Raw genomic sequence first — 23,824 nt, forward strand, 5'->3', positions numbered from 1 at the left:
ACAGCCATGACCGCAATTCTCGACATTCACGCCCGCCAGATCCTGGACAGCCGCGGCAACCCGACGGTGGAAGTCGACGTGTTGCTGGAAGACGGCAGCTTCGGCCGCGCCGCCGTTCCCTCGGGCGCATCCACCGGCGCTTATGAAGCGGTCGAGAAGCGCGATGGCGACAAGTCCGTCTATCTCGGCAAGGGCGTTCTCCAGGCCGTCGATGCGGTCAATGGCGAGATTGCCGAAGCGATCACCGGCATGGATGCCGAGGATCAGGGCGATGTCGACGCCGCAATGATCGAGCTGGACGGCACGGAGAACAAGGCGCGGCTCGGCGCCAACGCCATTCTCGGCGTGAGCCTCGCGACGGCCAAAGCGGCTGCCGATGCGCGCGGGTTGCCGCTGTATCGCTATGTCGGTGGGGTGTCCGCCCATGTGCTGCCGGTGCCGATGATGAACATCATCAATGGCGGCGAACATGCCGACAATCCGATCGACTTCCAGGAGTTCATGATCATGCCGGTGGGGGCGGAGAGCATCGCCCACGCCGTGCAGATGGGCTCGGAAATCTTCCACACGCTCAAGAAGGGCCTGCACGACAAGGGTCTTGCGACCGGCGTGGGCGACGAGGGTGGGTTTGCGCCCAACATCGCTTCAACGGTCGAAGCACTCGACTTCATCATGCAGAGCATCGAGAAGGCCGGTTACAAGCCGGGTGAGAATGTCGTGCTGGCGCTCGATTGCGCAGCGACCGAGTTTTTCAAGAATGGCAGCTATGTGATCTCCGGCGAGGGCAAGACGCTCTCCCCGGCTGAAATGGCCGACTATCTCGCGGACCTCGTCGCGCGCTACCCGATCAAGTCGATCGAGGACGGCATGAGCGAGGACGATTTCGAGGGCTGGAAGATCCTGACCGACAAGATCGGCGACAAGTGCCAGCTGGTGGGCGATGATCTTTTCGTCACCAACCCCAAGCGCCTCGCCATGGGCATCGAGAAGGGGCTGGCCAACTCCATGCTCGTCAAGGTCAACCAGATCGGCTCGCTGACCGAAACGCTCGCCGCCGTCGATATGGCACACCGGGCGCGCTACACCAATGTGATGTCGCACCGCTCGGGTGAGACTGAGGACGCGACCATTGCCGACCTGGCGGTCGCCACGAACTGCGGCCAGATCAAGACCGGCTCGCTGGCGCGCTCCGACCGGCTCGCCAAGTACAACCAGCTCATCCGCATCGAGGAAGAGCTGGGCGACCGCGCTTATTATGCGGGAACGTCGATTTTCCGCTGAGGCGTTTTTAACGGTCCGGGTGGAGGCGAGCGATCCGTTGCGCATCCCCCGGTCCGACGGCTTGTCTACAAAGTTAATGCAATTTGTCGCATTCGTTCATTTTGGGCTTGCATTGCGACGGTCGGCGTGATTCCAAGGGCCCATGGCGCATCTGGCAAAATTGAGGTTTCTTCTTGGTTCGGCGTTTACGCCGGCTATTGCCATTTTCCTGCTCCTGCTCTTCATCGGCTATGCCATCATTGGCCCGAATGGCATTCTCGCATGGTCCGATTACAGCCGGCAGCTCAAGCAGAGGCAGGCCGAGTTGTCGGCGCTGCACAAGCAGAAGGCCGCACTGGAGAATCGAGTGAAGCTGCTCGATCCGCGCCATGCTGATCCGGATATGGTCGACGAGCTGGTCCGCAAGCAGCTCGGCGTCACGCACCCCGATGAAGTCGTCGTTCCGATGAAATGACTAAGGGTGCGGTTGACTAACCAGATTTCGCCACCCATTTAACCTATCTGGACATTGCGCTCCTGCCGGTGCCGTGCCTATAGCTGGCTGTAACAGCCACGCGAGAAGGACCTGAAACATTGGCGAAGCCAGCTTCCAGACGCGCGCAAAATGCCCCTGCATCCACTGCCACGGCGCCGTCTGCGGACCATAACCGGGAGCGCCCCGGTGAGCCCAATCCCTATGACGCGAGCCAGGAAGAGCTGCTCGAATTCTACCGTCAGATGCTGCTCATCCGCCGCTTCGAGGAGCGGGCGGGGCAGCTTTACGGTCTCGGCCTGATTGGCGGCTTCTGCCACCTCTATATCGGTCAGGAAGCGGTTGCGGTCGGCATTCAGTCGGCGTTGACGCCGGGCAAGGACAGCGTGATCACCGGTTATCGCGATCATGGCCACATGCTCGCTTACGGCATCGACCCCAAGATCATCATGGCCGAGCTGACGGGCCGCGAGGCCGGCATTTCGCGCGGCAAGGGCGGCTCGATGCATATGTTCAGCGTCGAGCATAAGTTCTTCGGCGGCCATGGCATCGTCGGCGCGCAGGTCAGCCTCGGCACCGGGCTGGCGTTCGGCCATAAATATAATGAGGATGGCGGCGTGTGCGTCGCGTACTTCGGCGACGGCGCGGCCAATCAGGGCCAGGTCTATGAGAGCTTCAACATGGCCGAGCTGTGGAAGCTCCCGATCATCTATGTGATCGAGAACAACCAATATGCCATGGGTACCTCCGTGGCGCGTTCCTCCGCCGAGGACCAGCTCTATCGTCGCGGCGAGAGCTTCCGCATTCCGGGCATCCAGGTCGATGGCATGGACGTGCTGGCCGTGCGCGGCGCCACCGAGGCGGCGCTGGAGTATGTCCGCTCCGGCAAGGGGCCGATTCTGCTGGAAATGAAGACCTATCGCTATCGCGGTCACTCGATGTCCGATCCGGCGAAGTATCGCTCGCGCGACGAAGTGCAGCACATGCGCGACACGTCCGATCCGATCGAGGGCCTCAAGAAGATTCTCGCCGACGCTGGCGTGAAGGAAGAGGATTTGAAGGCCATCGATACGAAGATCCGCAAGGATGTGAGCGAGGCGGCGGACTTCGCGGAAACCTCGCCCGAGCCTGACATGGCCGAACTTTATACCGATGTGCTGGTGGAGCAGTATTGATGGGTCTCGAGATCAAGATGCCGGCCCTCTCGCCGACGATGGAAGAGGGGACGCTGGCCAAGTGGCTCGTCAAGGAAGGCGATGAGGTCAAGGCCGGCGACATCATGGCCGAGATCGAGACCGACAAGGCGACGATGGAGTTCGAGGCTGTCGATGAAGGCACCATCGAGAAGATCCTGATCGCCGAGGGCACCGACAATGTGAAGGTCGGCACCGTGATCGCGATGCTCTCCGGCGAAGGCGAAGAAGCGCCCGCACCGGCTGCGCAAGCCCCCAAGGCCGAAGCGCAGGCCGCGCCCAAGGCTGCGGACGAGGCCGAGGCCCCCAAGAAGGCCGAGAGCGGCACCGCCAATCTCTCCGGCAGCAAGGCGAGCGCGGTGACGGATCCGGCGATCCCGGAAGGCACGCAGATGGTCAAGACGACCGTCCGCGAAGCGCTGCGCGATGCCATGGCCGAGGAAATGCGGCGCGATCCGCGCGTGTTCCTGATGGGCGAGGAAGTCGCCGAATATCAGGGCGCCTACAAGGTCACCCAGGGTCTGCTCGACGAATTCGGCCCCAAGCGCGTGATCGACACGCCGATCACCGAGCATGGCTTTGCTGGCATCGGTGCCGGCGCTGCGATGGGCGGTCTCAAGCCAATTGTCGAGTTCATGACCTTCAACTTCGCCATGCAGGCGATGGACCAGATCATCAACTCGGCCGCCAAGACCAATTACATGTCCGGCGGCCAGATGCGTTGCCCGATCGTGTTCCGTGGTCCCAATGGCGCGGCGAGCCGGGTTGGCGCGCAGCACAGCCAGAATTACGGCCCCTGGTATGCCGCCGTGCCGGGCCTGATCGTGATCGCGCCCTATGACAGCTCGGATGCCAAGGGCCTACTCAAGGCGGCGATCCGCAGCGAAGATCCGGTGGTGTTCCTTGAGAACGAGCTGGTCTATGGGCGCAGTTTCGAGGTGCCGCAGCTTGAGGATCATGTCCTGCCGATCGGCAAGGCACGCATCGTCCGTCCCGGCAAGGATGTGACGCTGGTGAGCTACTCGATCGGCGTTGGCGTCGCGCTGGAGGCAGCGGAAACGCTTGCCGCCGACGGCATCGATGCCGAGGTGATTGATCTGCGCACGCTGCGCCCGCTCGATACGGCGACGGTGCTGGAAAGCCTCAAGAAGACCAACCGCCTCGTGGTGGTCGAAGAGGGCTGGCCGGTCTGCTCCATCGCCAGTGAGATTGCGGCGGTCTGCATGGAGCAGGGCTTCGACGATCTCGATGCGCCGGTGCTGCGCGTGACCAATGAGGATGTGCCGCTGCCTTATGCGGCCAATCTCGAAAAGGCTGCGCTGATCGATGCGGCGCGGGTCGTGAAGGCTGCCCGCAAGGTCTGCTATCGGGACTGAGATAGGGCGGGGCGCTCATTACGGGCGCCCCGTTTCACTCAGCACCGTCATCGCTTGGCTGCCCTGGGCTCCTGCCTTCGCAGGAGCACAAGCGTGATGACACGTTTATAGCAGCCGCGCCGCGCGTCCCGGATTTTCGGCACCGGCACGACGGCCCGGTAATTGTTCGTTGAAAATCTTGCGGCTGACGAACTTCCAGGCGCCATCCACCTTGCGCATCCTGTCCTCATAATGGCCGTAGCTGCCGATATGCGGGGTATGTCCCGTGCCGTTATTGGCAACCTCGAACCAGTAGATCACGCCCTTGGCCGTATCGCCATGCACATAGATGGCCTGATTGGTGATGAAGTGGCGCAGTGTGACAGGCTGGCCTGAGCCATCGTCGCCATAATATTGCTTGATGGCTTCCTTGTAGACGCCGATTTCCTTGTAGATTTCCTCCGGCCCGACGGCGGTGCCGCCTGCCCATTCCAGCACGCCTTCGGGCGCGAACAGGGCGGCGTAGCTTTCGGCATCGCCCCAATCGAGCGCCATGAGATACTCGGCTTCGAGCTGCATGATCGCGGCGCGATCGGCGGCATAATCCTCCTGCGCCGCTGTCGGGCGTCCGGTTTCGTTCGGCATAATGATGTCCTCTCCTCTGCCTGCGCCATGGCGCAGGCTCGCAAGAGGTTAGACGAGGAGCCTCGCATGCGCAATTAAAGCTGGACAGAATCAATCTCAGCGGTTGAAACTGGCAGGATAACGAGCCGCAGGAAATGGAACCGGTGCGGCGCCAGGGCGAGCAGAGAGGAATTCACGACATGGCAATGGCACCTCAGGCGGCACACTCCGTGCCGGGCGACGATGCTGGGGCCGCGTCGCAGCAATGGCCCTCCAGCCCGCGTGCCTATTTCGCGCTGACTGTCATCATCATCGCCACCTTCCTGAGCTTTTTCGATGCCACCGTGTTCGGAATGCTGGCGGAGCGGATCAAGGTCGATTTCGGCCTGTCCGATACGCAACTTGGCATATTGGGCGGCCCGGCGAGCATCATCTTCTACGTGTTCGTCGGCATTCCGCTGGCCCGGCTCGTGGATATCTATCCGCGCAAGATGATCCTCGCGATCAGCGCGGCGGTGACGGGCGGTGTCACCATGCTGAGCGGTCTGGCGCAGGGCTTCGGCCAGTTCATCGCGGCGCGGATGCTGCTGGGCGCGGGCGGATCGGCCCATGGCCCCGGCTCCTATTCTCTCATCGTGGACATGTTCCGGCCGAAGAAAATCCCGATTGCCTTCGCGCTGCTGCAGTTCGGTTTCATCGGCGGCACCACGCTTGGCGTGCTGTTCGGCGGGATGATGATCGGCGCGGTGTCGCATTGGGATACCAGTTACTTGTGGGGCCTGCGCATCTTCAACTGGCAGTGGATCTTGATCGGCCTCGGCCTGCTGTCCTTCCCGGCGGCGCTGCTGTTCCTGCTGGTGAAGGAGCCTGCGCGCCGTGCCGCGGTCGCCGACCCGATCGCAGTGCCGCAGAAAGCCAGCTTCGGCCGCAAGATCGCCACGTTCATGGGATTCGACGCCATTCGTGGCATTCAGGCGAAAGGCATGGTCTATTATCCGCTGTTCATCGCGCTGGCGCTCAGCGCGACGGAAAGCCAGGGCATCGGCTTCTGGCGCGTGCCTTTCCTCGTGCGGACCTATGGCATGGACGAGGCGCAGATCGGCGCGGTGCTCGCGCCCATGCTGCTGGTCGCGCAGCTCGCCGGCCTCGTGCTCGGTGGCCTGATGGTCTCGTGGTTCGGCCGCAAGTATAAGGATGCGAACGTTCGCACGGCGGCGATCTGTTTCACCGCGGTCACCATCTGCACGCTGGCCGCGCCGCTGATGCCGACGGGGCACCTCGCCATGGGCGCGATGGCCGTGGCGACGCTCTTCGGCCTCGCGGGCGCGCCGGCGCAGAATGCCGCCGTGCAGCGCGTCGCGCCGCAGGCCATGCGCGGACAGGTGACGGCGCTGTACCTGTTCATGTTCACCTTCTTCGGCGCGATGGGCAGCCTCGTGATCGGCGTCGTGGCGCAATATGTCGTGCGGGACGAAGCGCGGCTGTGGCAGGCGATCTTCATCACCGCGCTCGTACTGCTTCCGCTCGCCACGATCAGCATGTGGCGCGCGTGCAAGCCCTATCGCGAGGAAATCGAGCGCCTGGAGGCAGCAGAAGCTGCGGCTGTGAGCAAAGCAATGCCTGCGGGGAGTTGACGACTCATCATTGAGTTCTCACAGGGGATATTGCGCGACGCCGGGCTTTGGTCCGGCGTCACTCTGTTTCGCTGAGAGTCCCGAGAGGATGGCTATGACCAATTATCCTGCCCTGCACATGATCATCGATGGCGAGGCCGTGACCGGCGGTGATCGCCGAACGCAGACCATCGTCAATCCTGCGACGGGCGAGACCCTTGGCGAGCTGCCGCTGGCCACCACCGCGGATCTCGACCGCGCGTTGGAAACCGCGCAGCGTGGGTTCAATCGCTGGCGCAACTCGACGGCGCAGGAGCGCGCTGCCGTGCTCTCCGGTGCAGCGCGTCTGCTCATGGAGCGGCAGGAGACGCTGGCTCGCATCGCCACGATGGAGCAGGGCAAGACCCTGCCTGAATCCCGCATCGAAGTGATGATGGTCGCCGGCCTGTTCAATTTCTACGCGGGTGAGGTTTCGCGCCTCTATGGCCGCGCGCTGGTTCGCCCGGCCGGCATGCGCTCGACGGTGACTTATGAGCCGGTCGGCCCGGTTGCGGCCTTCTCGCCCTGGAACTTCCCGCTCGGCAATCCTGGCCGCAAGCTGGGCGCGCCGATTGCGGCGGGCTGCTCGGTGATCATGAAGTCTGCCGAAGAGACCCCGGCGTCCGCGCTCGGCGTGCTGCAGTGCCTGCTCGATGCCGGCCTGCCCAAGGACGTCGCGCAGGCCGTGTTCGGCGTGCCCGATGAGGTGTCGCGCCACCTGCTCGCCTCGCCGATCATCCGCAAGCTCAGCTTCACCGGCTCGACCGTGATCGGCAAGCATCTCGCCAAGCTGGCGGCCGAAGACCTGAAGCGCACCACCATGGAACTCGGTGGTCACGGCCCGGTACTGGTGTTCGACGATGTCGACGTGGACCGCGTGCTGGATGTCATGGTCGGCCACAAATATCGCAACGCCGGCCAGGTCTGCGTCTCGCCGACGCGCTTCATCGTGCAGGAAAATGTCTACGAGCGGTTCCGTGACGGGTTTGCGAGCCGTGCCAAGGCGCTCAAGGTGGGCAACGGCCTTGAGGATGGCATCCAAATGGGCCCGATGGCCAATGAGCGTCGCCCGGACGCCATGGAGCGCCTCATCGGCGGCGCTGTCAGCAGTGGTGCCAAGCTCAATGCGGGCGGCGAGCGCATCGGCAATCAGGGCTTCTTCTATGCTCCGTCGGTGCTCAGCGAGATCCCGCTCGATGCCGAGATCATGAATGAGGAGCCGTTCGGCCCGGTCGCGCTAATCAATCCGTTCGGCAAGGTCGACGACATGATCGCGGAAGCCAATCGCCTGCCTTATGGCCTCGCCGCCTATAGCTGGACGGACGACGTCAAGCTGCAGCGTCGCGTGGCGCGGGAAGTCGAGACCGGGATGCTCGGCATCAACAGCGTCGCCATCGGCGGTGCGGACTCGCCGTTCGGCGGCGTCAAGTGGTCGGGCCACGGCCATGAGGATGGTCCCGAGGGCCTCCACGCCTGCCTCGTGACCAAGGTCGTCCACGAAGGCTGATCCAGAATACAAGCCCCGGTGCCCGTGCAGGCGCCGGGGCTTTCTTTCCCCATTTCTCAGGAGAGTAACATGACTCACGCGCTCAACACCGGCGGCGATCGCGGCTATCTTCGCATTGCGACCGAAGAGGCTTTTGCGACGGCCGAACAGCTCGACGCCTTTCTGAAGCTGGTCAAAGAGGGCCGGGCCGACAAGGCGACCACGTCGCTCTGGGGTTTCTACGGCACGTCGCCTTCCGAGCGGACCCAGTTCATTCGCGATCGGCTGCTTGATCTGGACGATCTGCGTATTCAGGCGATGGACGAGACCGGAATCGACGTCGCCATTCTCTCCCTGACATCGCCCGGTGGACAGGCATTCGAGACCGATGAAGCCAAGACGCTGGTCCGCAATGCCAACGACGTTCTGAAGGCCGCCTGCGAACGCCACCCGTCGCGCTATGTCGGCATGGTCTCCATCGTCCCGCAGGACGTGCAGTGGTCGGTCGAGGAAATTGCGCGCGGCAAGAACGAGCTGGGCTTCAAGGGCGTGATGGTCAACAGCCACACCAAGGGTCACTATCTCGATGAAGAGCAGTTCGACCCGATCTTGAAGGCCTGCGCCGACAATAATCTGCCGCTGTACATCCACCCGCAGTCACCGCCGGATGCGATGATCGCCGGCATGGTCGAGGCTGGCCTCGATGGCGCGATCTTCGGCTTCGGTGTCGAGACCGGCTATCATTTGCTGCGCATCCTGACGACGGGTGTGTTCGACCGCTATCCCAACCTGACCGTGTGCGTCGGCCATGGCGGCGAGGCGATCCCCTACTGGCTGTTCCGCATGAACTACATGCATCAGGCTGGCGTCCGCTCGAAGCGCTACGAGCGCCTCAAGCCGCTCAACCACGACCTGTTCCACTATATGCGCAACAATGTCTGCGTGACGACCAGCGGCATGGCCTGTCCGCTGGCGATCAAGCTGTGCATCGATCAACTCGGTGAGGACCGGGTGATGTACGCGATGGATTATCCCTATGAATATGTCGCCGATGAGGTGCGTACGCACGACAATCTCGACATTTCTGCAGAAGCCAAGAAGAAGCTGATGCAGACCAATGCCGAGCGGGTCTTCAACCTGTGACGACCCCGCCGGTGTCGGGCCGGGTGACCGGCACCGCCTGGTATGCGCTGGCGTTGGTGGCTCTCACCAACGCCATGTCGCTGCTGGATCGGAACATCCTCGCCATTCTCGCGCCGCGCATCAAGGCGGACCTGCAGATTGGCGATGCCGAGCTGGGGCTGCTGTACGGAACGGTGTTCGCGCTGTTCTACGCGCTGTTTTCCCTGCCGCTCGGTCGCCTGTCGGATGGCTGGATTCGCACGCGCATCCTGGCCATCGCCATCGCCTTCTGGTCCTTCTCGAGCGGCCTCGCGGCCTTTGCGAGCGGCTTTGCGATGCTGGCGATTTCCCGGCTGGGCGTGGGTATCGGCGAGGGGGCAACATCCCCCGCCGGCACATCCTTGCTGTTCGATTATTTCCCCAAGCACCGGCGTGGCCTGGTGATGGGCACCATCGCGGCGTCCATCGCGGTGGGCCTTGGCATGTCCAATGTCGTCGGCGGTGTCGCGGCGCAATGGTGGGAAACGCTTTACCCGGCGGGGCAAGCGCCGCTGCGGCTGGCAGGCTGGCAGTTCGCCTTTCTGGTTGCGTCCATTCCGGGCCTCGTCCTTGCTCTGCTGCTGTGGCACCTCAAGGAGCCTCAGCGCGGCGCGATGGATGGCATCGCGTCCCGGCCCGATCCGGCGCCGTTCCGCTCCAGCCTCGCGCTGCTCGGTGCGGTGACGCCCGGCACCAATTTGCTGAGCCTTGCCGCCAGCAAGGCCAGCGCCCGCCACTGGACCGCCAATATCGGCGTCATGGTGCTCGTGGTCGGTCTGATGACGCTGTTCGTGCATCTGGCTTCGGCTTTTTCGCCGCGCCCGGCGCTCAGTTTCGGTGGCGTGCCTCTCAATCCCCACATCCTGCAATGGGGTGTGATGGGCTTTGGGATCATCGTGATCTTCAACCTGTTGCAGCGGCTGGCGCTTGCCGATCCGCCGACCTATCAGGTGACGGTGCGCTCGCCGGCGCTGATGATCGCCATCGCGGTCGGTGCGCTGCAGACGGTGATCAATTACGGCATCATGGGCTTCACGCCCGCCTTCATCATGCAGACCTATGGCACATCGCCCGCAGAAACAGGCGTCACCTTCGGCCTGCTCTCGCTGGTGATCGGCGTGATCGGCCCGATGATTTCGGGGCCTTTGGCTGACTGGTTCGACAAGTCCATGCCGGCGACCGGCCGCGTGTATCTCACCCTGTTCGCGCTCGGCGTCTCACCGCTGATCGGGGTCTGGACCTATCATGCACCGGACGCGTTCGGCTTTTACAGCCGCTTCGTGCTCTACAGCGTCATCCTCACCTGCTGGATGCCGCCGCTCTACTCGCTGATCTATGGACTTGTGCTGCCCCGCATGCGCGGCATCACCGCCAGCACCTATCTCATCATCTCCACCATTTTCGGCCTCGGCATGGGGCCTTATCTGGTCGGGATGATCTCGGATGCCACGGGTGATCTGCGGACCGCGATCCTGAGCGTCAACTGGATGGCGATTCCCATCATCATCCTGCTGGTCATTCTCCTCACCCGCATCCGCAAGGACGAGAGCCTCATTCTGGTTCGTGCCCGGGAAGCGGGGGAGCCTGTCTGATGCTTTGACCTGCTCAGCATCCTCGCATTGTTGACTTTGTTCGAAATGGCGCTTTGTGTCATAAGAACTGAGTCGAGCCGCGCGGGGGACGTGCGCGGTGCAATGAGAGGATGACAAGAGCATGACGGACGAGAGAACTGTCGATTACGTGATCGTCGGGGCGGGCAGCGCGGGATGTGTTCTCGCCAACCGGCTCTCGGCGGATCGGGGCACGGAAGTCGTTCTGCTCGAGGCTGGCGGCGATGACCGCCCGACGCGGGAATTGAGCCAGTTCCGTTCCAACATGATGATCCATATCCCGATCGGTTTCGGCAAGACGCTGAACGATCCCAAGGTCAACTGGCTGTATGAGACGGAGGTCGACGAGGGCTCAGGCGGTCGCCCCCACAAATGGCCCAAGGGCAAGGTACTCGGCGGCTCGTCGTCGCTCAACGGCATGCTCTATGTGCGCGGCCAGTCGGCCGACTATGATGGCTGGCGCCAGATGGGCAATGAGGGCTGGGCGTGGGACGACGTGCTGCCCTATTTCAAGAAGAGCGAGGACCAGACCCGTGGCGCCATGGAAGGCCATGCTCAGGGCGGTGAGCTGGCTGTCTCCGACTTCCCCGAGCATCACCCGATCAGCAAGGCAGTCATCGATGCCTGTGTCGAGGCTGGCTATGCCTATAAAGATGATCTGAACGACGGCGATCAGGAGGGGACCAGCTGGTTCCAGATGACCGCGCGCAACGGCAAGCGTTGCTCGACGGCGGTGGGCTTCCTCCATCCGGTCATGGACCGCGTCAATCTCACGGTCGAACTGCGCGCCATGACGACGCGCATCCTCTTCGAGGGCAAGCGCGCGGTGGGGGTTGAGTTCGTCCAGCATGGTCGCCTACGCCGCGTGAAGGTGCGCAAGGAAGTGATCCTTGCCGCCGGTGCGGTCGAGAGCCCCAAGCTGCTGGAAATCTCCGGCATCGGGCAGGGCGGTGTCGTCCGGGAACTGGGCGTGAAGCTGGTGCATGAGCTGCCCGGCGTCGGCGAGAACCTGCAGGACCATTATATGATCGGCTGCCAGGCGCGGCTGAAGCCGGGCACGCCCTCGGTCAACTCCATGGCCAGCGGCCTGCCGCTGATCGGTCAGGTGCTCAAATATGGCATGACCCGCAAGGGCCTGCTGTCTTATGCGGTGGCGCATGGCTGCACCTTCCTGCGGTCGCGCGAAGGGCTGGAGACGCCGGACATCCAGATTCACACCATGGCGGCGTCCATGGATCTGGAGGTGCTAAACGCCAAGCAGCAGCTGGCGCTGGAGAAGGAGCCGGGCATGGCCTCCAACCCCTGCCAGCTGCGCCCGGAATCGCGCGGGCACATCCACGCCCGCTCGCCCGATGGCACGCAGGCCCCCAAGATCACGCCCAATTATCTGCAGGACCCGATCGACCAGCAGATGGCCGTCACGCAGCTCAAGATCATTCGCGAAATCTGGCAGCAGCCGGCAATCGCCAAATATCTGGCCGGCCCCGATCCGTTCGGCGAGACGGACGATCAGATGTTCTTCTATGCGCAGGTCGCCGGCGGCACGCTGTATCACGCGGTCGGTACGGCGCGCATGGGTAGCGACCCCAAGGCGGTGGTCGATGCGCGCCTGCGCGTCCACGGCGTTCAGGGCCTGCGCGTGGTCGATGCCTCGATCATGCCCAAGATCGTCTCCGGCAACACCAATGCCGCGACGATCATGATCGGCGAGAAGGGATCGGAAATGATCCTGGAAGACGCGAAGGAACTGGCACCGGCCTGAACGGATCGGCGTGCGGCATCAATACTGAACGGAAAACGAAGCCGCCTGCGCGTCAGGCGGCTTCGGTCATTTCATGGAAGGCTTGCGCGATCAGCGCGAGCGACCTGATGCGGGCCTGCGGATCGAAAGCGGGGCTGTGGACGATCACCTCATCCACCTGCGTCCGCTGGACGAACTGGCGCAGGCCACGCGCGACATCATCGGCGGTGCCGAAGGCGCTGCATTGCATGACATGCCCCAGCATTGCGCTGAGCGACGGATCGAGGCTCGCGACATAATTCTCCACCGGCGGAGGTAGCTTGCCGGGGCGGCCGGTGCGCAGCGCCACGAAGTTCTGCATCATGGAGCTGGCGACATATTCCGCCTCCGCCACCGTGTCCGCAGCGACGACGCTCATCGCCGCCGCCGCATAGGGTTCGCGCAGAGAGGCGGACGGGCGGAAATCGCGGCGATAGATGGTCAGCGCTTCATCCAGCAGATCGGGCGCGAAATGCGAGGCGAAGGCGTAGGGCATCCCGAGTGCCGCCGCGAGTTGCGCGCCGAACAGGCTGGACCCCAGAATCCACATGTCGATCTGCGCACCGCGCCCGGGCACGGCGAGCAGGCCGAGGTCAGGCTCACCGGTAAAGTGAGCGCGCAATTCCACCACGCTGCGGGGGAATTCCTCGGCCTCTTGCCGGGTGTCATGGCGGATGGCGCGGGCCAGTCGGCCGTCGGCGCCGGGTGCACGCCCGAGGCCGAGATCGACACGGCCGGGGAAGAGCGCGTCCAGCGTGCCGAACTGCTCGGCGATGATATAGGGTGAGTGATTGGGCAGCATGATGCCGCCCGAGCCGACGCGGATGGTCTTGGTCGCCCGCCCGGCCTCAGCGATGATGAGCGCGGTGGCCGCTGCTGCCACGCCGGCCATGCCGTGATGTTCGGCGATCCAGTAGCGATGATAGCCGAGCGCTTCGGCATGGGCGGCGAGCGGGCCGACGCGCTTGATCGCATCGCCGGCGCTCTCGCCTTCGACAACGTTGACGAGGTCGAGGAAGCTGAGTTGGGTCATCGATCCAAGATGGGATCGGCACCCCCGCTACGCAACCGGTGGCGGGCGGGGCGCTTGGGGATCAGGTGACGCGCCAGACCCACAATTTGATGCCCGCCTTGTAGCGCGCGCCCGAGCAGACGAAGATGCTGCGGTTCATCCAGTCATATTTGCCTTCCGGCGCGATGAATTCCGGCACGGTGCGGAAATAATAATCCGCCGGATCGACCTCCTCGCCTGCCGCCAGTCGCGCCATCACATCGGGCGGGCCATGGCGCAGGCCACGATTGCGGATCTGGATGACGACGCCGTCATCGGTCTGCAGCGCGTAAAGGGCATCGGCGACAGTGACGCCGTCGGGCCGGGTGAGCTGGAAGTCGGCGGCGTTGCCGAGCAGCTTGCCCTTGATCAGCGGCCCTTCGACACGGCCACCCTCGAAGATCGGGATGATGCGGCGGGTGCCATCGACGGTGTTGCCGAGCGGCACGGGCGCGCCGAGATCGCCGCCGGCTTCATAGACGAATTCCAGCCCGGGCTGAATCATGAACGTGCTTCCTTGAGACTTGAAGTGTGAGGCTGCAGCCCCGGCGCACACACATAGCGCGGGCCGGGGCTGTGGCTGGATGATCGCTAGGGTCAGGCGGCTTCGCGTTCGAGGCCGATCTGGTCCGCGCTGGCCCAGTTGCCGTGCAGGCCAAAGCGCAGCGCGAAGGGGATATGAATCGTGGCGACCGGTCCCTTCTCGATGTCCAGCGCTTCGAAGATCAGCAGGTCGCTCTTGTGGTCGGCCAGGCGATTGCAGACCTGCACGATCCAGCCATCGCCTTCCGGCGCGTCCTTGGAGCGCGGCACGAAGGCCGGCTCCTGCAGCGAAGAGGTGGGGCCGCACCACCAGTGCTGCTCCTTGCCGGTCTGGTGGTCGATCAGGAACAGGCAGTTCATCAGGAAGCCGCCGGCGCTGCCGCCCTTGAGCTCGACCGGACGCTTCATGTCCATCTCCAGCATCCAGCCATAGCGATAGGGCAGGCCGGTGACGCGGTCATCAATGCGGGGGAATTCACCCGACGTCTCCGTGAGGCGGGTGACGCTGTCGAACTCGTCGCTGTTGGACGCCATGTCGACCGTCCAGCGGGTGAGGTAGCTCGCCGCCTGCTGCGGGTTGAAGGGCGCGCCATGCACGTCCGGGAAGAAGGGGAACATGTTGTTCGCCGCTTCCGGCACGTCGATATGGACCTTGGTGCCGTCCTGATAGGCGTTCATCACATGCGACGCGAAGCAATTGTCGCGCTTGAACCAGCGGATGTCTTCCTGCTTCACATCGTCACGGCGCGGGATGATGCCGAGATAGACGGGCAGGGTGGTGTCGAAGCCGAAGTGCGGCAGGCCCTTCTCCAGGCGCTCCCAGCTGCCGATCGAGGGCACAATGTGCAGGACCAGATAATCCTTGGTCACGCCGAAGTCGTGCATCATGCAATAATAGGGCGCCTTGAACCACAGTTCGCGGACCAGTTCGCCTTCAGGGCTGACCTCATAGAGGCACACATCGTCGGAGCACAGGCCGCTTGCGGCATAGCCGATGGCGACCATGTTGCCCGTGTGCGGGTCGATCTTGGGGTGCGCGGTGAAAGTCTGGCCGGTCATCTTGCCGCCGAACTTCTCGAACCCGATGGTCTCCATCGTGTCCGGTTCCATGACGAGGGACGGGCTGTCCTCCTTCATGGCCCAGAGCTTGCCTGCGAACACAAAGGCGTTGGTGTTCGCGGTCGAGCGATACTCGCCCTTGACGGACTCATCGTCCGTCAGCGGATTGCGATAGGCGCCGAAGAGCGCCTTGCCGGCCTCGTTCTCCAGCCTCCACTTGGCGGTCTTGGCCCAGCGCTGCTTGATGTCGCACTGGCCATCATGAATGTGGAAGCGCGTGATCATGCCATCGCCGTTGAAGCTGATGTCATCGCCCAGGCGGGGCGGGAATTGCGGGTCCGGCTGCACGCGGAAGAAGGCGCCATTCAGCTCGGGCGGAATCGTGCCCTCATGCACGAGATTCGGAATGTCGCATTCGATGCGAGACGGGCTGTTGAAACCTGTGAAAGCGGGGGTATTGGGGAATTGCGCCATAGCTTGCTCCTCTTGCGCAGGTTTGTATGCTATGCATACCAATTGGGCAATTCCCATTGCTTAATCAATGGCCGAACCGTTCCGGTTCTCGGGGGTAAAGATTTTGGAAGCACGCGCACGTCAACGTCCTCTTGTGGCCGCCAAGGGTGGTGGAAGTGCGACGCCATCGCCTGCGCCCGCGCAGATCGACGATGATATCGGCGCGATCGACGACATTATCGGGTTCCACATCCGCCTTGCCCATGGCGCGGCCTACCGCCATTTCACCGAGACTTTTTCCGAGCTTGGCCTGACGCAGAAGATGGTCTCCGTCCTCTGGCTGATCAGCGACCATCCGCACATCGCGCAGGCCGATATCGGCCGCCGCCTGCAAATGGACCGGGCGACGACGATGGCGATCATCAACCGGTTGGAAGCGCGCGGCCTGCTGGTGCGCGGCGCGTCCACGCTGGACCGGCGCCGGCAGACGCTGACGCTGACTGCGGACGGGCAGGCGGCCCTTAGCGACGCGCGGCGCTGCATCGACGAGCATGAGCAGTGGCTCAAGTCCCGTTTCACCAAGAAAGAAGCCACGTTGCTCATCGAGTTATTGCGCCGTATTCACGAGTAGATTCGGCCTGTGAGGTCGCCGATGCGGTCCACTGCCTGGAGAGGAAAGCCCAACCATGTCATCGTCTGATCCTGTTGAGATCATTAATGAGTCGCCGATGTCCGTTCGGCAGTGGATTGTCGTGGTCTTGATGATCCTGCTGAACGCGCTGGATGGTTTCGACGTGCTGTCGAGCGCCTTCGCGGCGCCGGGCATTTCGGCGGAATGGGGCATTCCGCGCTCGGCGCTGGGCATCGTTCTCTCGGCCGAGCTGGTCGGCATGGGCTTCGGCTCGGTCATCCTCGGTGGTGTCGCGGACCGCATCGGCCGCAAGGACACGATGCTGATCTGCCTCGTTGTCATGGCGATCGGCATGTATCTGGCCCATGCCGCGACTGGTGTGACGCTCCTGACAGTGTGGCGCTTCGTCACCGGCCTCGGCATCGGCGGGATGCTGGCGGCGACCAACGCCGTGACGGCGGAATCGACCAGCAAATCCTCCCGCAGCCTCGCCATGGCGCTTTACGTCATCGGCTACCCGATCGGCGGCGTGGTTGGCGGCTTTGCCGCGCAGAGCTGGCTGCTGGTGGAATATGATTGGCGCGCGGTGTTCATGTTCGGCGCCGTGGTGACCGCGATCATGATCCCGCTGGTCTTCTTCCTCGTGCCGGAGACGCCCGCATTCTATGCCGCGCGCCGGCCCGCGAACGTGATCGAGAAGGTCAACCGCTCGCTCCGCGCGCTGCGCAAGCGGACCATCGAGGCACTGCCGCCGCTGCGTACGGAAGGACCGCAGCCCAAGGTGACCGACATTCTGTCCAAGCCGGGCCTGCGCAAGGTCACCTGGCTGTTGGCCTTCGGCTACATGTTCCACACGCTCACCTTCTATTACATCCTCAAGTTCGCAGTGCAGATCGTCGCGGATTCCGGCTTCTCGCAGGCCGATGCCGCCAGCACGCTCACCTGGGCCAATATCGGCGGTGCGATTGGCGGCGGTCTGTTCGGCTTCCTGCTCAAGAAATGGGACATTAAGGGGCCGACGATTGCCATGATGATTGCCGGCGTGGTTGCGGTGGCATGGTTCGGCATGGGGCATGGTGAGCTTGGCGAATGGCGCGTGGCGGCATTCCTGTCGATGTTCTTCCTCAACGCGGCCATTGTGGGCTTCTATGCCGCCTTCGCGCGGGGCTTCCCGGCCTATGCTCGCGCCACGGGTACGGGCTTCGTCCTCGGCGTGGGGCGCGCTGGCGCGGCTGGCTCGCCCATCGTGGCTGGCCTGCTCTTCGACATGCTTGGCAAGGGCGAGTTGCTCACCGTATCGCTCATCATGAGCCTTGGCTCGGTATGCGCCATCTTCATGCTGCTGTTGCTGCCGATGCGCGATGGCGATGCGATTGCTCAAGCTGAGGCCAAGGCCTGAGATATGAATCCGCCGCCTCGTCTATGCGGGGCGGCGGATCGTCAGGTACTGAATGATGCAACGAGAGCAGGCGGTCGAGACGGTCAGCCCGCAGTGACGCGGAGCACTTCATCCGGCCGGGCCAGCGCATAGAGCGAGAGGCCGGCAGCCTCGGCCCGCGCTGCCGCCATGCTGGTCGGGACCGAGATGGTCACAAGGGTGTGGGCGCCGGCCCGGACCGTTTTCTCCACGATTTCATAGCTGCAGCGCGCCGTGGAAAGCACGAAGCCGGCGTCCATCGTCTGCCCTGCGCGGGCCATGGCGCCAACGAGCTTGTCCAGCGCATTGTGCCGGCCGACATCCTCGCGGGCCATCAGGATCGCCCCATCCGGTGCCACAAAGGCAGCGGCGTGCATCCCGCCTGTGGCACGATTGCCCGGCTGATGCGCACGCAGACCCTCCAGCGCCTCGAAGATCGCCGCCGGTGCGAGCGCCTCATGCGCGGCGACCGGGGGGAGGGCACGCGAAACGGCTTCCAGATTATCGATGCCGCACAAGCCACAGCTCGACTCGGCCACGCGCGTGCGCACGCGCTCTTCAAGCCTTTCGAGCGCCAGTGAGGTAATGGTCGCACGCGCGATCCAACCGAGATCGGTCTCGACAATATCGATGCGGGTGACATCGCCCGGTTGCGTGGCCAAGCCCTCGGTCAGCGCGAAGCCGGTGATGAAGTCGTCCAGATCAAACGGACTGGCCATCATCACGGCATAGGAAAGGCCGTTATATTCCAGCGCGACCGGCACTTCCGGCGCAAAGGGGCGCGCGACCGGACGGCTGGAGCCATCCGGTCGAAGGGCGACGAGGTCAGCCGGCGTCGTTGTAGCCAGGATCGTTCTCATCCGCGCTCGCGAATTCGGTGGCCCGCGTCATGTGCGGCACCGGCCCATCCACCATGGCGATGGCGCGCGCGGCGAGCGGCGACATGTCGGCGGGGTCGACGGCCTTGATGCCCGCGAGCATCCGCGGATCCCAATACATCTTGATATGGTCGGCGGTGGCGAGGGCCGCCTGGTCGTGGCCCAACGCTTCAAAATTCCGCGCGATCTGGTTCGCCATGTAGATGAGGCGGCTGGCTTCCATGATGCTTACTCCGCCGCTTCAGCCGTGAGGCTGGCCACGATCCGCCGCGAGCGTTCGGACCAGCTGTTATAATCCTCCTGCCAATCGGTCGGGCCGTTGGAAGGCGTGATCTGGACAGCTGTCACCTTGTACTCGGGGCAGTTGGTGGCCCAGTCCGAATATTCGGTGGTCACGACATTGGCCTGCGTGGCGGGGTGGTGGAAGGTGGTGTAGACCACACCCGGTGCCACCCGCTCAGTGATTGTCGCCCGCAGCGTCGTCTCGCCGGTGCGGCTGGAGAGCTTCACCCAATCACCATCCTTGAGGCCGCGATTCTCGGCATCGGTCGGATGGATTTCCAGCAGATCCTCAGGGTGCCAGGCCGTGTTGCCGGTGCGCCGTGTCTGCGCGCCGACATTATACTGGCTGAGGATGCGGCCGGTGGTGAGCAGCAGCGGGAAGCGCGGGCCGGTCTTCTCGTCCGTCGGTACATAATCGGTGACTACGAACTTGCCCTTGCCGCGCACGAAACCGTCCACATGCATGATCGGCGAACCCTCGTGGGTCTCGTCCTTGACCGGCCACTGCAACGATCCCTCGCGCTCCAGACGCGCCCAGGATACGCCTGCGAAGGACGGGGTGAGACGGGCGATCTCGGCCAGGATTTCGCTGGGATGCTCGTAGTTCCAGCCAAGCTCCATGGCGTTGGCGAGAAGCTGGGTGATCTCCCAGTCGGCATAGCCATTGGCGGGCTCCATCACCTTGCGGACCGGCTGGATGCGCCGCTCTGCATTGGTGAAGGTGCCGTTCTTTTCAAGGAAGGTCGAACCGGGCAGGAAGATATGCGCGTAGTTCGCCGTTTCGTTCAGGAACAGGTCCTGCACGATGACGCACTCCATCGCCTTGAGGCCCGCCGCGACATGCGCGGTATTGGGGTCGGACTGAAGGATGTCCTCGCCTTGGATATAGATCGCGCGGAACGTACCGTCGATCGCGGCGTCCAGCATATTGGGGATGCGCAGGCCCGGCTCGGCATCCAGGGTCACGCCCCAGTCCGCCTCGAACAGCGCGCGCGTTTCATCGTCGCTGATGTGGCGATAGCCGGGCAATTCGTGCGGGAAGCTGCCCATGTCGCAAGCGCCCTGCACGTTGTTCTGACCACGCAGCGGGTTCACGCCTACGCCGCGGCGCCCGATATTGCCGGTTACCATCGCAAGGTTCGCGATGGCCATCACCGTCGAGCTGCCCTGGCTATGCTCGGTGACGCCAAGGCCATAATAGATGGCGCCATTACCGCCAGTCGCAAACAGGCGGGCCGCGCCGCGCAATTCCTCGGCGGGCACGCGGGTGACGGGCTCCAACGTCTCAGGGCTGTTGCGCTCCTGCGAAACGAAGGCGGCCCAGTCCTGATACTCGTCCCAGTCGCAGCGTTCACGGATGAACGCTTCGTCGGCCAGGCCTTCGGTCACGATCACATGCGCCAGGGCGGTGAGCACGGCGACGTTGGTGCCGGGCTGCAGCGCGAGATGGTGCTGCGCGGCGATGTGTGGCGATTTGACCATGTCGGTGCGGCGCGGGTCGATGACGATCAGCTTGGCACCCTGACGCAGGCGGCGCTTCATCCGGCTTGCGAACACCGGGTGGCCGTCCGTCGGGTTGGCGCCGATGATCAGGATGACGTCGCTGTCCATCACGCTGTCGAAATCCTGCGTGCCGGCGGACGTGCCAAAGGTGGTCTTGAGGCCATAGCCGGTCGGCGAGTGGCAGACACGGGCGCAGGTGTCGGTATTGTTGGAGCCAAAGCCGGCGCGGATCAGCTTCTGGACGAGGAAGGTTTCCTCATTGGTGCAACGCGACGACGTGATGCCGCCCAATGCGCGCGCACCGTGGGCGGCCTTGATGCGCTTGAGTTCAGATGCGGCGTAGGAAATCGCCTTGTCCCAGCTCACCACCTGCCAGGGATCATCCACGCTCTTGCGGATCATCGGTTGGGTGATGCGGTCCTGATGGTTGGCATAGCCCCAAGCGAAGCGGCCCTTGACGCAGCTATGGCCACGATTTGCCTTGCCGTCCTTCCACGGCACCATGCGCACCAGCTGCTCACCGCGCATTTCCGCGCGGAAGGTGCAGCCGACGCCGCAATAGGCGCAGGTGGTGACGACGGCCCGCTCGGGCTTGCCGATCTCGACCATCGCCTTTTCCTGAAGCGTGGCGGTGGGGCAGGCCTGCACACAGGCGCCGCACGACACGCATTCGGAAGAGAGGAAATCGTCGGACGCGACACCCGCAGACACCATGGAGCCGAAGCCGCGGCCATCGATCGTGAGCGCGAAGGTGCCCTGCACCTCGTCACAGGCGCGCACGCAGCGCGAGCAGACGATGCACTTGCTGGGGTCGAAATCGAAATAGGGGTTGGACGTGTCCTTCTGGAGACCCAGATGATTATCGCCCGTGTAGCCATAACGTACATCGCGCAGACCGACGGCGGCCGCATTGTCCTGCAGTTCGCAGTCGCCATTGTCCGAGCAGGTCAGGCAGTCCAGCGGGTGATCGGAGATGTAGAGCTCCATCACGCCCTTGCGCAACTTCTGCAGACGCGGAGTCTGGGTGTAAACGGTCATGCCGTCCATCGCCGGCGTGGTGCAGGAGGCGGGGGTGCCGCGCATCCCGTCGACTTCGACCAGACAGAGGCGGCAGGAGCCGAAGCTCTTCACGCTGTCCGTGGCGCAGAGTTTGGGAATGTCGCCGCCGCATTCGGCAGCCGCGCGCATCACGCTCGTGCCTTCCGGGACGGTGACGGAGCGACCGTCGATGGTCAGCGTGACCATCTTCTCCGATGTGGAAGCGGGCGTGCCGAAATCGGCCTGAGGTTCATAGCCCATGACGTTCAACTCTCTCCAGGTCAGCAGCAGTGTTGATATTAACAGGTTCGCGCGGCAATTGCACGGCGCGCGCGGAAATACGGTTGGCGAAGGCCTTCATCGAATGCACGCCCTCGCTCTTGAGGATGTCGAGCGCGTCGCCGGCCGCCGAGGCGGGCCACACGCCGATCACCGGCAGGCTCTCGACATAAGCTGGGTATGGGGACAGGCGCTGCAAGAGGTCTTGCGGCAGATCGATGGCATCGCACGGCACGCTCAGCACGGCGGGGAGGCCGCGCGCCTGCGCTTCGAGCAAGGCCGCAGCGAGGCCGGCAAGCGGCCCCATACGCGGCGCGGGCTGGTCGGCGATGCTGGCCACGCCGTCATGCTCACGCCCCACCACGATGGTTTGCGCGCTGTGCACGGCCACGGCGTCGATGGCGTGATCAATCAGGGCGCGACCGTGAAAGGTCGCCACGGCCTTGTCACTGCCGAAGCGCGTCGACTTGCCGCCAGCGATCACCGCGCCGAGAACGGCCGCGCGATCGATGGGAAGCAGGCCGACGCAGCAGCTCATTCAGCCGCCTCGGGGAGGCTCTGGCGGGCGCCGAAATCCTCGGGCCAGTGCTTGAGCGCGCTCATTACCGGATATGGCGTGAAGCCGCCCAGAGCGCAGAGCGAACCGAACTTCATCGTCTCGCACAGATCTTCCAGCAGGACGATCTCGTCCTCAAGGCTGCGCGGCGCGGTGGGGGCGTTGTGCATCTGAGGCAGGCCCTCGAGCGTATCGCGCTGGCGCGGCACGCGCGCCATGATCCGGTCGATCAGTTCCTTGCCGCGTACCGAGCCGATGCGGCAGGGCGTGCACTTGCCGCAGCTTTCCGCCGCGCAGAACTCCATGGCGAAGCGCGCCATACCGGCCATGTCGGCGCCCTGGCCGAACACGGTGATGCCGCCATGGCCGATCAGCGCATCGACGGCGGCATAAGCCTCATAGTCGAACGGAATGTCGAACTGGTCCGGGTGCAGATAGGCACCGAGCGGACCGCCAACCTGCGCGGCCTTGACCGGCGAGCCGTCGTCCGTGCCGCCGCCAATCTCGTTGACGAGCTGGCCAAGCGTGATGCCGAACGCCGTTTCAAACAGGCCGCCATGCTTGATGTTACCGGCAAGCTGGATCGGCATCGTGCCGCGCGAGCGACCCATGCCATAATCGGCATAGGCCTTGGCGCCCTCGGCCAGAATGTAAGGTACAGCCGCAAGGCTCAGCACATTGTTGACGATGGTGGGCTTGCCGAACAGACCGACCAGCGCCGGGATTGGCGGCTTGGCGCGCACTTCGCCGCGCTTGCCTTCCAGGCTGTTGAGCAGCGAGGTTTCCTCACCGCACACATAGGCGCCGGCGCCGACGCGAACTTCCAGCACGAACGGCGCAACGAGATGCGCGCTGCGGCGGATCGCTTCTTCCAGCTTGGCGATGGCGTGGGGATATTCGGAGCGGACGTAGATATAGCCCTTGGTCGCACCGGTCGCGAGGCCGGCAATCGCCATGCCCTCGATCAGGCAATAGGGGTCGCCCTCCATCAGCATACGGTCGGCAAAAGTCGCGCTGTCACCTTCGTCGGCATTGCAGACGATATATTTCTGGTCCGCCACTGCAGCCGCGACGGTGCGCCACTTGATGCCGGTGGGGAAGCCGGCGCCACCACGACCGCGCAGGCCCGAGGCCACGACTTCCTCGACCGTCGCCTCGGCGCCGATCTCGCGAGCGCGGGCGAGGCCTTTCCAGCCGCCGGTCGCTTCATAGTCCGCAAGCTCGGTCGGGCGCGTCTTGCCGGCGCGGGCGAAGGTCAGCCGCTGCTGCTTGGCGATGAACGGATGCTCGGCGATCACGCCGATGCCGAGCGGCGACGAGCCGTCCAGAATCGCCGCAACATCGTCGGCCGTTGCTGGACCAAAGCCCTTGCCGTCGATTTCCACCAGCGGCTCCAGCCACTGCATGCCCCAGCTCGAAACCCGCTCGACGGTGGCGCCGGCCCTTGCAAAGGCATCAGCAACCGCGTCGGCACCGCAGGCGATGGCCAGCGCGTCGTCGGAAATGCGCACCATGACCAT

At 64.0% G+C, this 23,824-nt stretch carries 20 protein-coding genes; 11 read left to right on the forward strand and 9 right to left on the reverse strand.

What is annotated here, in order from left to right; translation table 11 throughout:
* Positions 1–6 precede the first annotated feature (6 nt).
* The 4 genes from eno to M2333_RS04125 all read left to right on the forward strand — a co-directional run bounded on the left by eno (position 7) and on the right by M2333_RS04125 (position 4,322).
* Positions 7–1,281: a phosphopyruvate hydratase gene (eno, locus tag M2333_RS04110; RefSeq protein WP_264587354.1), complete on the forward strand. Its 1,275-nt coding sequence runs from the start codon at positions 7–9 to the stop codon at positions 1,279–1,281.
* 142 nt (positions 1,282–1,423) lie between these two features.
* Positions 1,424–1,735, forward strand: a complete 312-nt coding sequence (locus M2333_RS04115; protein ID WP_181559912.1) for an FtsB family cell division protein — start codon at positions 1,424–1,426, stop codon at positions 1,733–1,735.
* A 119-nt stretch (positions 1,736–1,854) separates the two neighbouring features.
* Positions 1,855–2,928 (forward strand): pyruvate dehydrogenase (acetyl-transferring) E1 component subunit alpha, encoded by a 1,074-nt coding sequence (pdhA, locus tag M2333_RS04120; RefSeq protein ID WP_181559911.1) that lies wholly within the window; start codon positions 1,855–1,857, stop codon positions 2,926–2,928.
* Positions 2,928–4,322, forward strand: coding sequence for a pyruvate dehydrogenase complex E1 component subunit beta (locus M2333_RS04125; RefSeq protein ID WP_264610945.1), 1,395 nt, complete (start codon positions 2,928–2,930; stop codon positions 4,320–4,322). Before pdhA ends, M2333_RS04125 begins: the two co-directional genes overlap by 1 nt.
* Before the next feature lie 105 nt (positions 4,323–4,427).
* Here the strand turns inward: M2333_RS04125 and M2333_RS04130 are convergent, their stop codons facing one another.
* Complete coding sequence (locus tag M2333_RS04130) at positions 4,428–4,946, reverse strand: nuclear transport factor 2 family protein (RefSeq protein WP_264610946.1); 519 nt, start codon at positions 4,944–4,946, stop codon at positions 4,428–4,430.
* Positions 4,947–5,125: 179 nt separating this feature from the next.
* Here M2333_RS04130 and M2333_RS04135 point away from each other — a divergent pair, with 179 nt between their 5' ends.
* The 5 genes from M2333_RS04135 to M2333_RS04155 all read left to right on the forward strand — a co-directional run bounded on the left by M2333_RS04135 (position 5,126) and on the right by M2333_RS04155 (position 12,596).
* Positions 5,126–6,559: an MFS transporter gene (locus M2333_RS04135; protein WP_264587351.1), complete on the forward strand. Its 1,434-nt coding sequence runs from the start codon at positions 5,126–5,128 to the stop codon at positions 6,557–6,559.
* A 94-nt stretch (positions 6,560–6,653) separates the two neighbouring features.
* Complete coding sequence (locus tag M2333_RS04140; protein WP_264610947.1) at positions 6,654–8,084, forward strand: NAD-dependent succinate-semialdehyde dehydrogenase; 1,431 nt, start codon at positions 6,654–6,656, stop codon at positions 8,082–8,084.
* A 69-nt stretch (positions 8,085–8,153) separates the two neighbouring features.
* Complete coding sequence (locus M2333_RS04145; protein WP_264570604.1) at positions 8,154–9,206, forward strand: amidohydrolase family protein; 1,053 nt, start codon at positions 8,154–8,156, stop codon at positions 9,204–9,206.
* A complete protein-coding gene (locus M2333_RS04150) occupies positions 9,203–10,816 on the forward strand; it encodes an MFS transporter (RefSeq protein ID WP_264610948.1) in 1,614 nt (537 codons plus the stop codon). The genes M2333_RS04145 and M2333_RS04150 overlap by 4 nt, the downstream gene beginning before the upstream one ends.
* A 121-nt stretch (positions 10,817–10,937) precedes the next feature.
* Complete coding sequence (locus M2333_RS04155; protein WP_181559906.1) at positions 10,938–12,596, forward strand: GMC family oxidoreductase; 1,659 nt, start codon at positions 10,938–10,940, stop codon at positions 12,594–12,596.
* 52 nt (positions 12,597–12,648) lie between these two features.
* Here the strand turns inward: M2333_RS04155 and M2333_RS04160 are convergent, their stop codons facing one another.
* From M2333_RS04160 to M2333_RS04170, 3 genes are all read right to left on the reverse strand, one after another.
* On the reverse strand, positions 12,649–13,647 hold the full coding sequence (locus M2333_RS04160) for an LLM class flavin-dependent oxidoreductase (protein ID WP_264610949.1): 999 nt from the start codon (positions 13,645–13,647) through the stop codon (positions 12,649–12,651).
* A gap of 61 nt (positions 13,648–13,708) precedes the next feature.
* Positions 13,709–14,170, reverse strand: a complete 462-nt coding sequence (locus M2333_RS04165) for a DUF3237 domain-containing protein (protein ID WP_264570601.1) — start codon at positions 14,168–14,170, stop codon at positions 13,709–13,711.
* Positions 14,171–14,262: 92 nt separating this feature from the next.
* A complete protein-coding gene (locus tag M2333_RS04170; protein ID WP_264610950.1) occupies positions 14,263–15,741 on the reverse strand; it encodes a carotenoid oxygenase family protein in 1,479 nt (492 codons plus the stop codon).
* Positions 15,742–15,808: 67 nt separating this feature from the next.
* Between M2333_RS04170 and M2333_RS04175 the strand changes: the two genes are divergently transcribed.
* On the forward strand, positions 15,809–16,351 hold the full coding sequence (locus M2333_RS04175) for a MarR family winged helix-turn-helix transcriptional regulator (protein WP_264570599.1): 543 nt from the start codon (positions 15,809–15,811) through the stop codon (positions 16,349–16,351).
* Between the two features lie 97 nt (positions 16,352–16,448).
* A complete protein-coding gene (locus M2333_RS04180; protein WP_264610951.1) occupies positions 16,449–17,750 on the forward strand; it encodes an MFS transporter in 1,302 nt (433 codons plus the stop codon).
* 83 nt (positions 17,751–17,833) lie between these two features.
* Here the strand turns inward: M2333_RS04180 and fdhD are convergent, their stop codons facing one another.
* Genes fdhD through M2333_RS04205 form a run of 5 tightly spaced genes read right to left on the reverse strand, consistent with a single transcriptional unit; the run spans position 17,834 to position 23,824 of the window.
* Positions 17,834–18,628, reverse strand: a complete 795-nt coding sequence (gene fdhD / locus M2333_RS04185; RefSeq protein ID WP_264610952.1) for a formate dehydrogenase accessory sulfurtransferase FdhD — start codon at positions 18,626–18,628, stop codon at positions 17,834–17,836.
* A complete protein-coding gene (locus M2333_RS04190; protein WP_264573033.1) occupies positions 18,594–18,869 on the reverse strand; it encodes a formate dehydrogenase subunit delta in 276 nt (91 codons plus the stop codon). The genes fdhD and M2333_RS04190 overlap by 35 nt, the downstream gene beginning before the upstream one ends.
* Positions 18,870–18,874: 5 nt before the next feature.
* Positions 18,875–21,730, reverse strand: a complete 2,856-nt coding sequence (fdhF, locus tag M2333_RS04195) for a formate dehydrogenase subunit alpha (RefSeq protein ID WP_264610953.1) — start codon at positions 21,728–21,730, stop codon at positions 18,875–18,877.
* On the reverse strand, positions 21,720–22,286 hold the full coding sequence (locus M2333_RS04200) for a molybdenum cofactor guanylyltransferase (RefSeq protein ID WP_264610954.1): 567 nt from the start codon (positions 22,284–22,286) through the stop codon (positions 21,720–21,722). The genes fdhF and M2333_RS04200 overlap by 11 nt, the downstream gene beginning before the upstream one ends.
* Complete coding sequence (locus M2333_RS04205; RefSeq protein WP_264610955.1) at positions 22,283–23,824, reverse strand: NADH-ubiquinone oxidoreductase-F iron-sulfur binding region domain-containing protein; 1,542 nt, start codon at positions 23,822–23,824, stop codon at positions 22,283–22,285. Before M2333_RS04205 ends, M2333_RS04200 begins: the two co-directional genes overlap by 4 nt.

Source organism: Sphingobium sp. B11D3B, from assembly GCF_025961735.1.
Classification (GTDB): domain Bacteria; phylum Pseudomonadota; class Alphaproteobacteria; order Sphingomonadales; family Sphingomonadaceae; genus Sphingobium.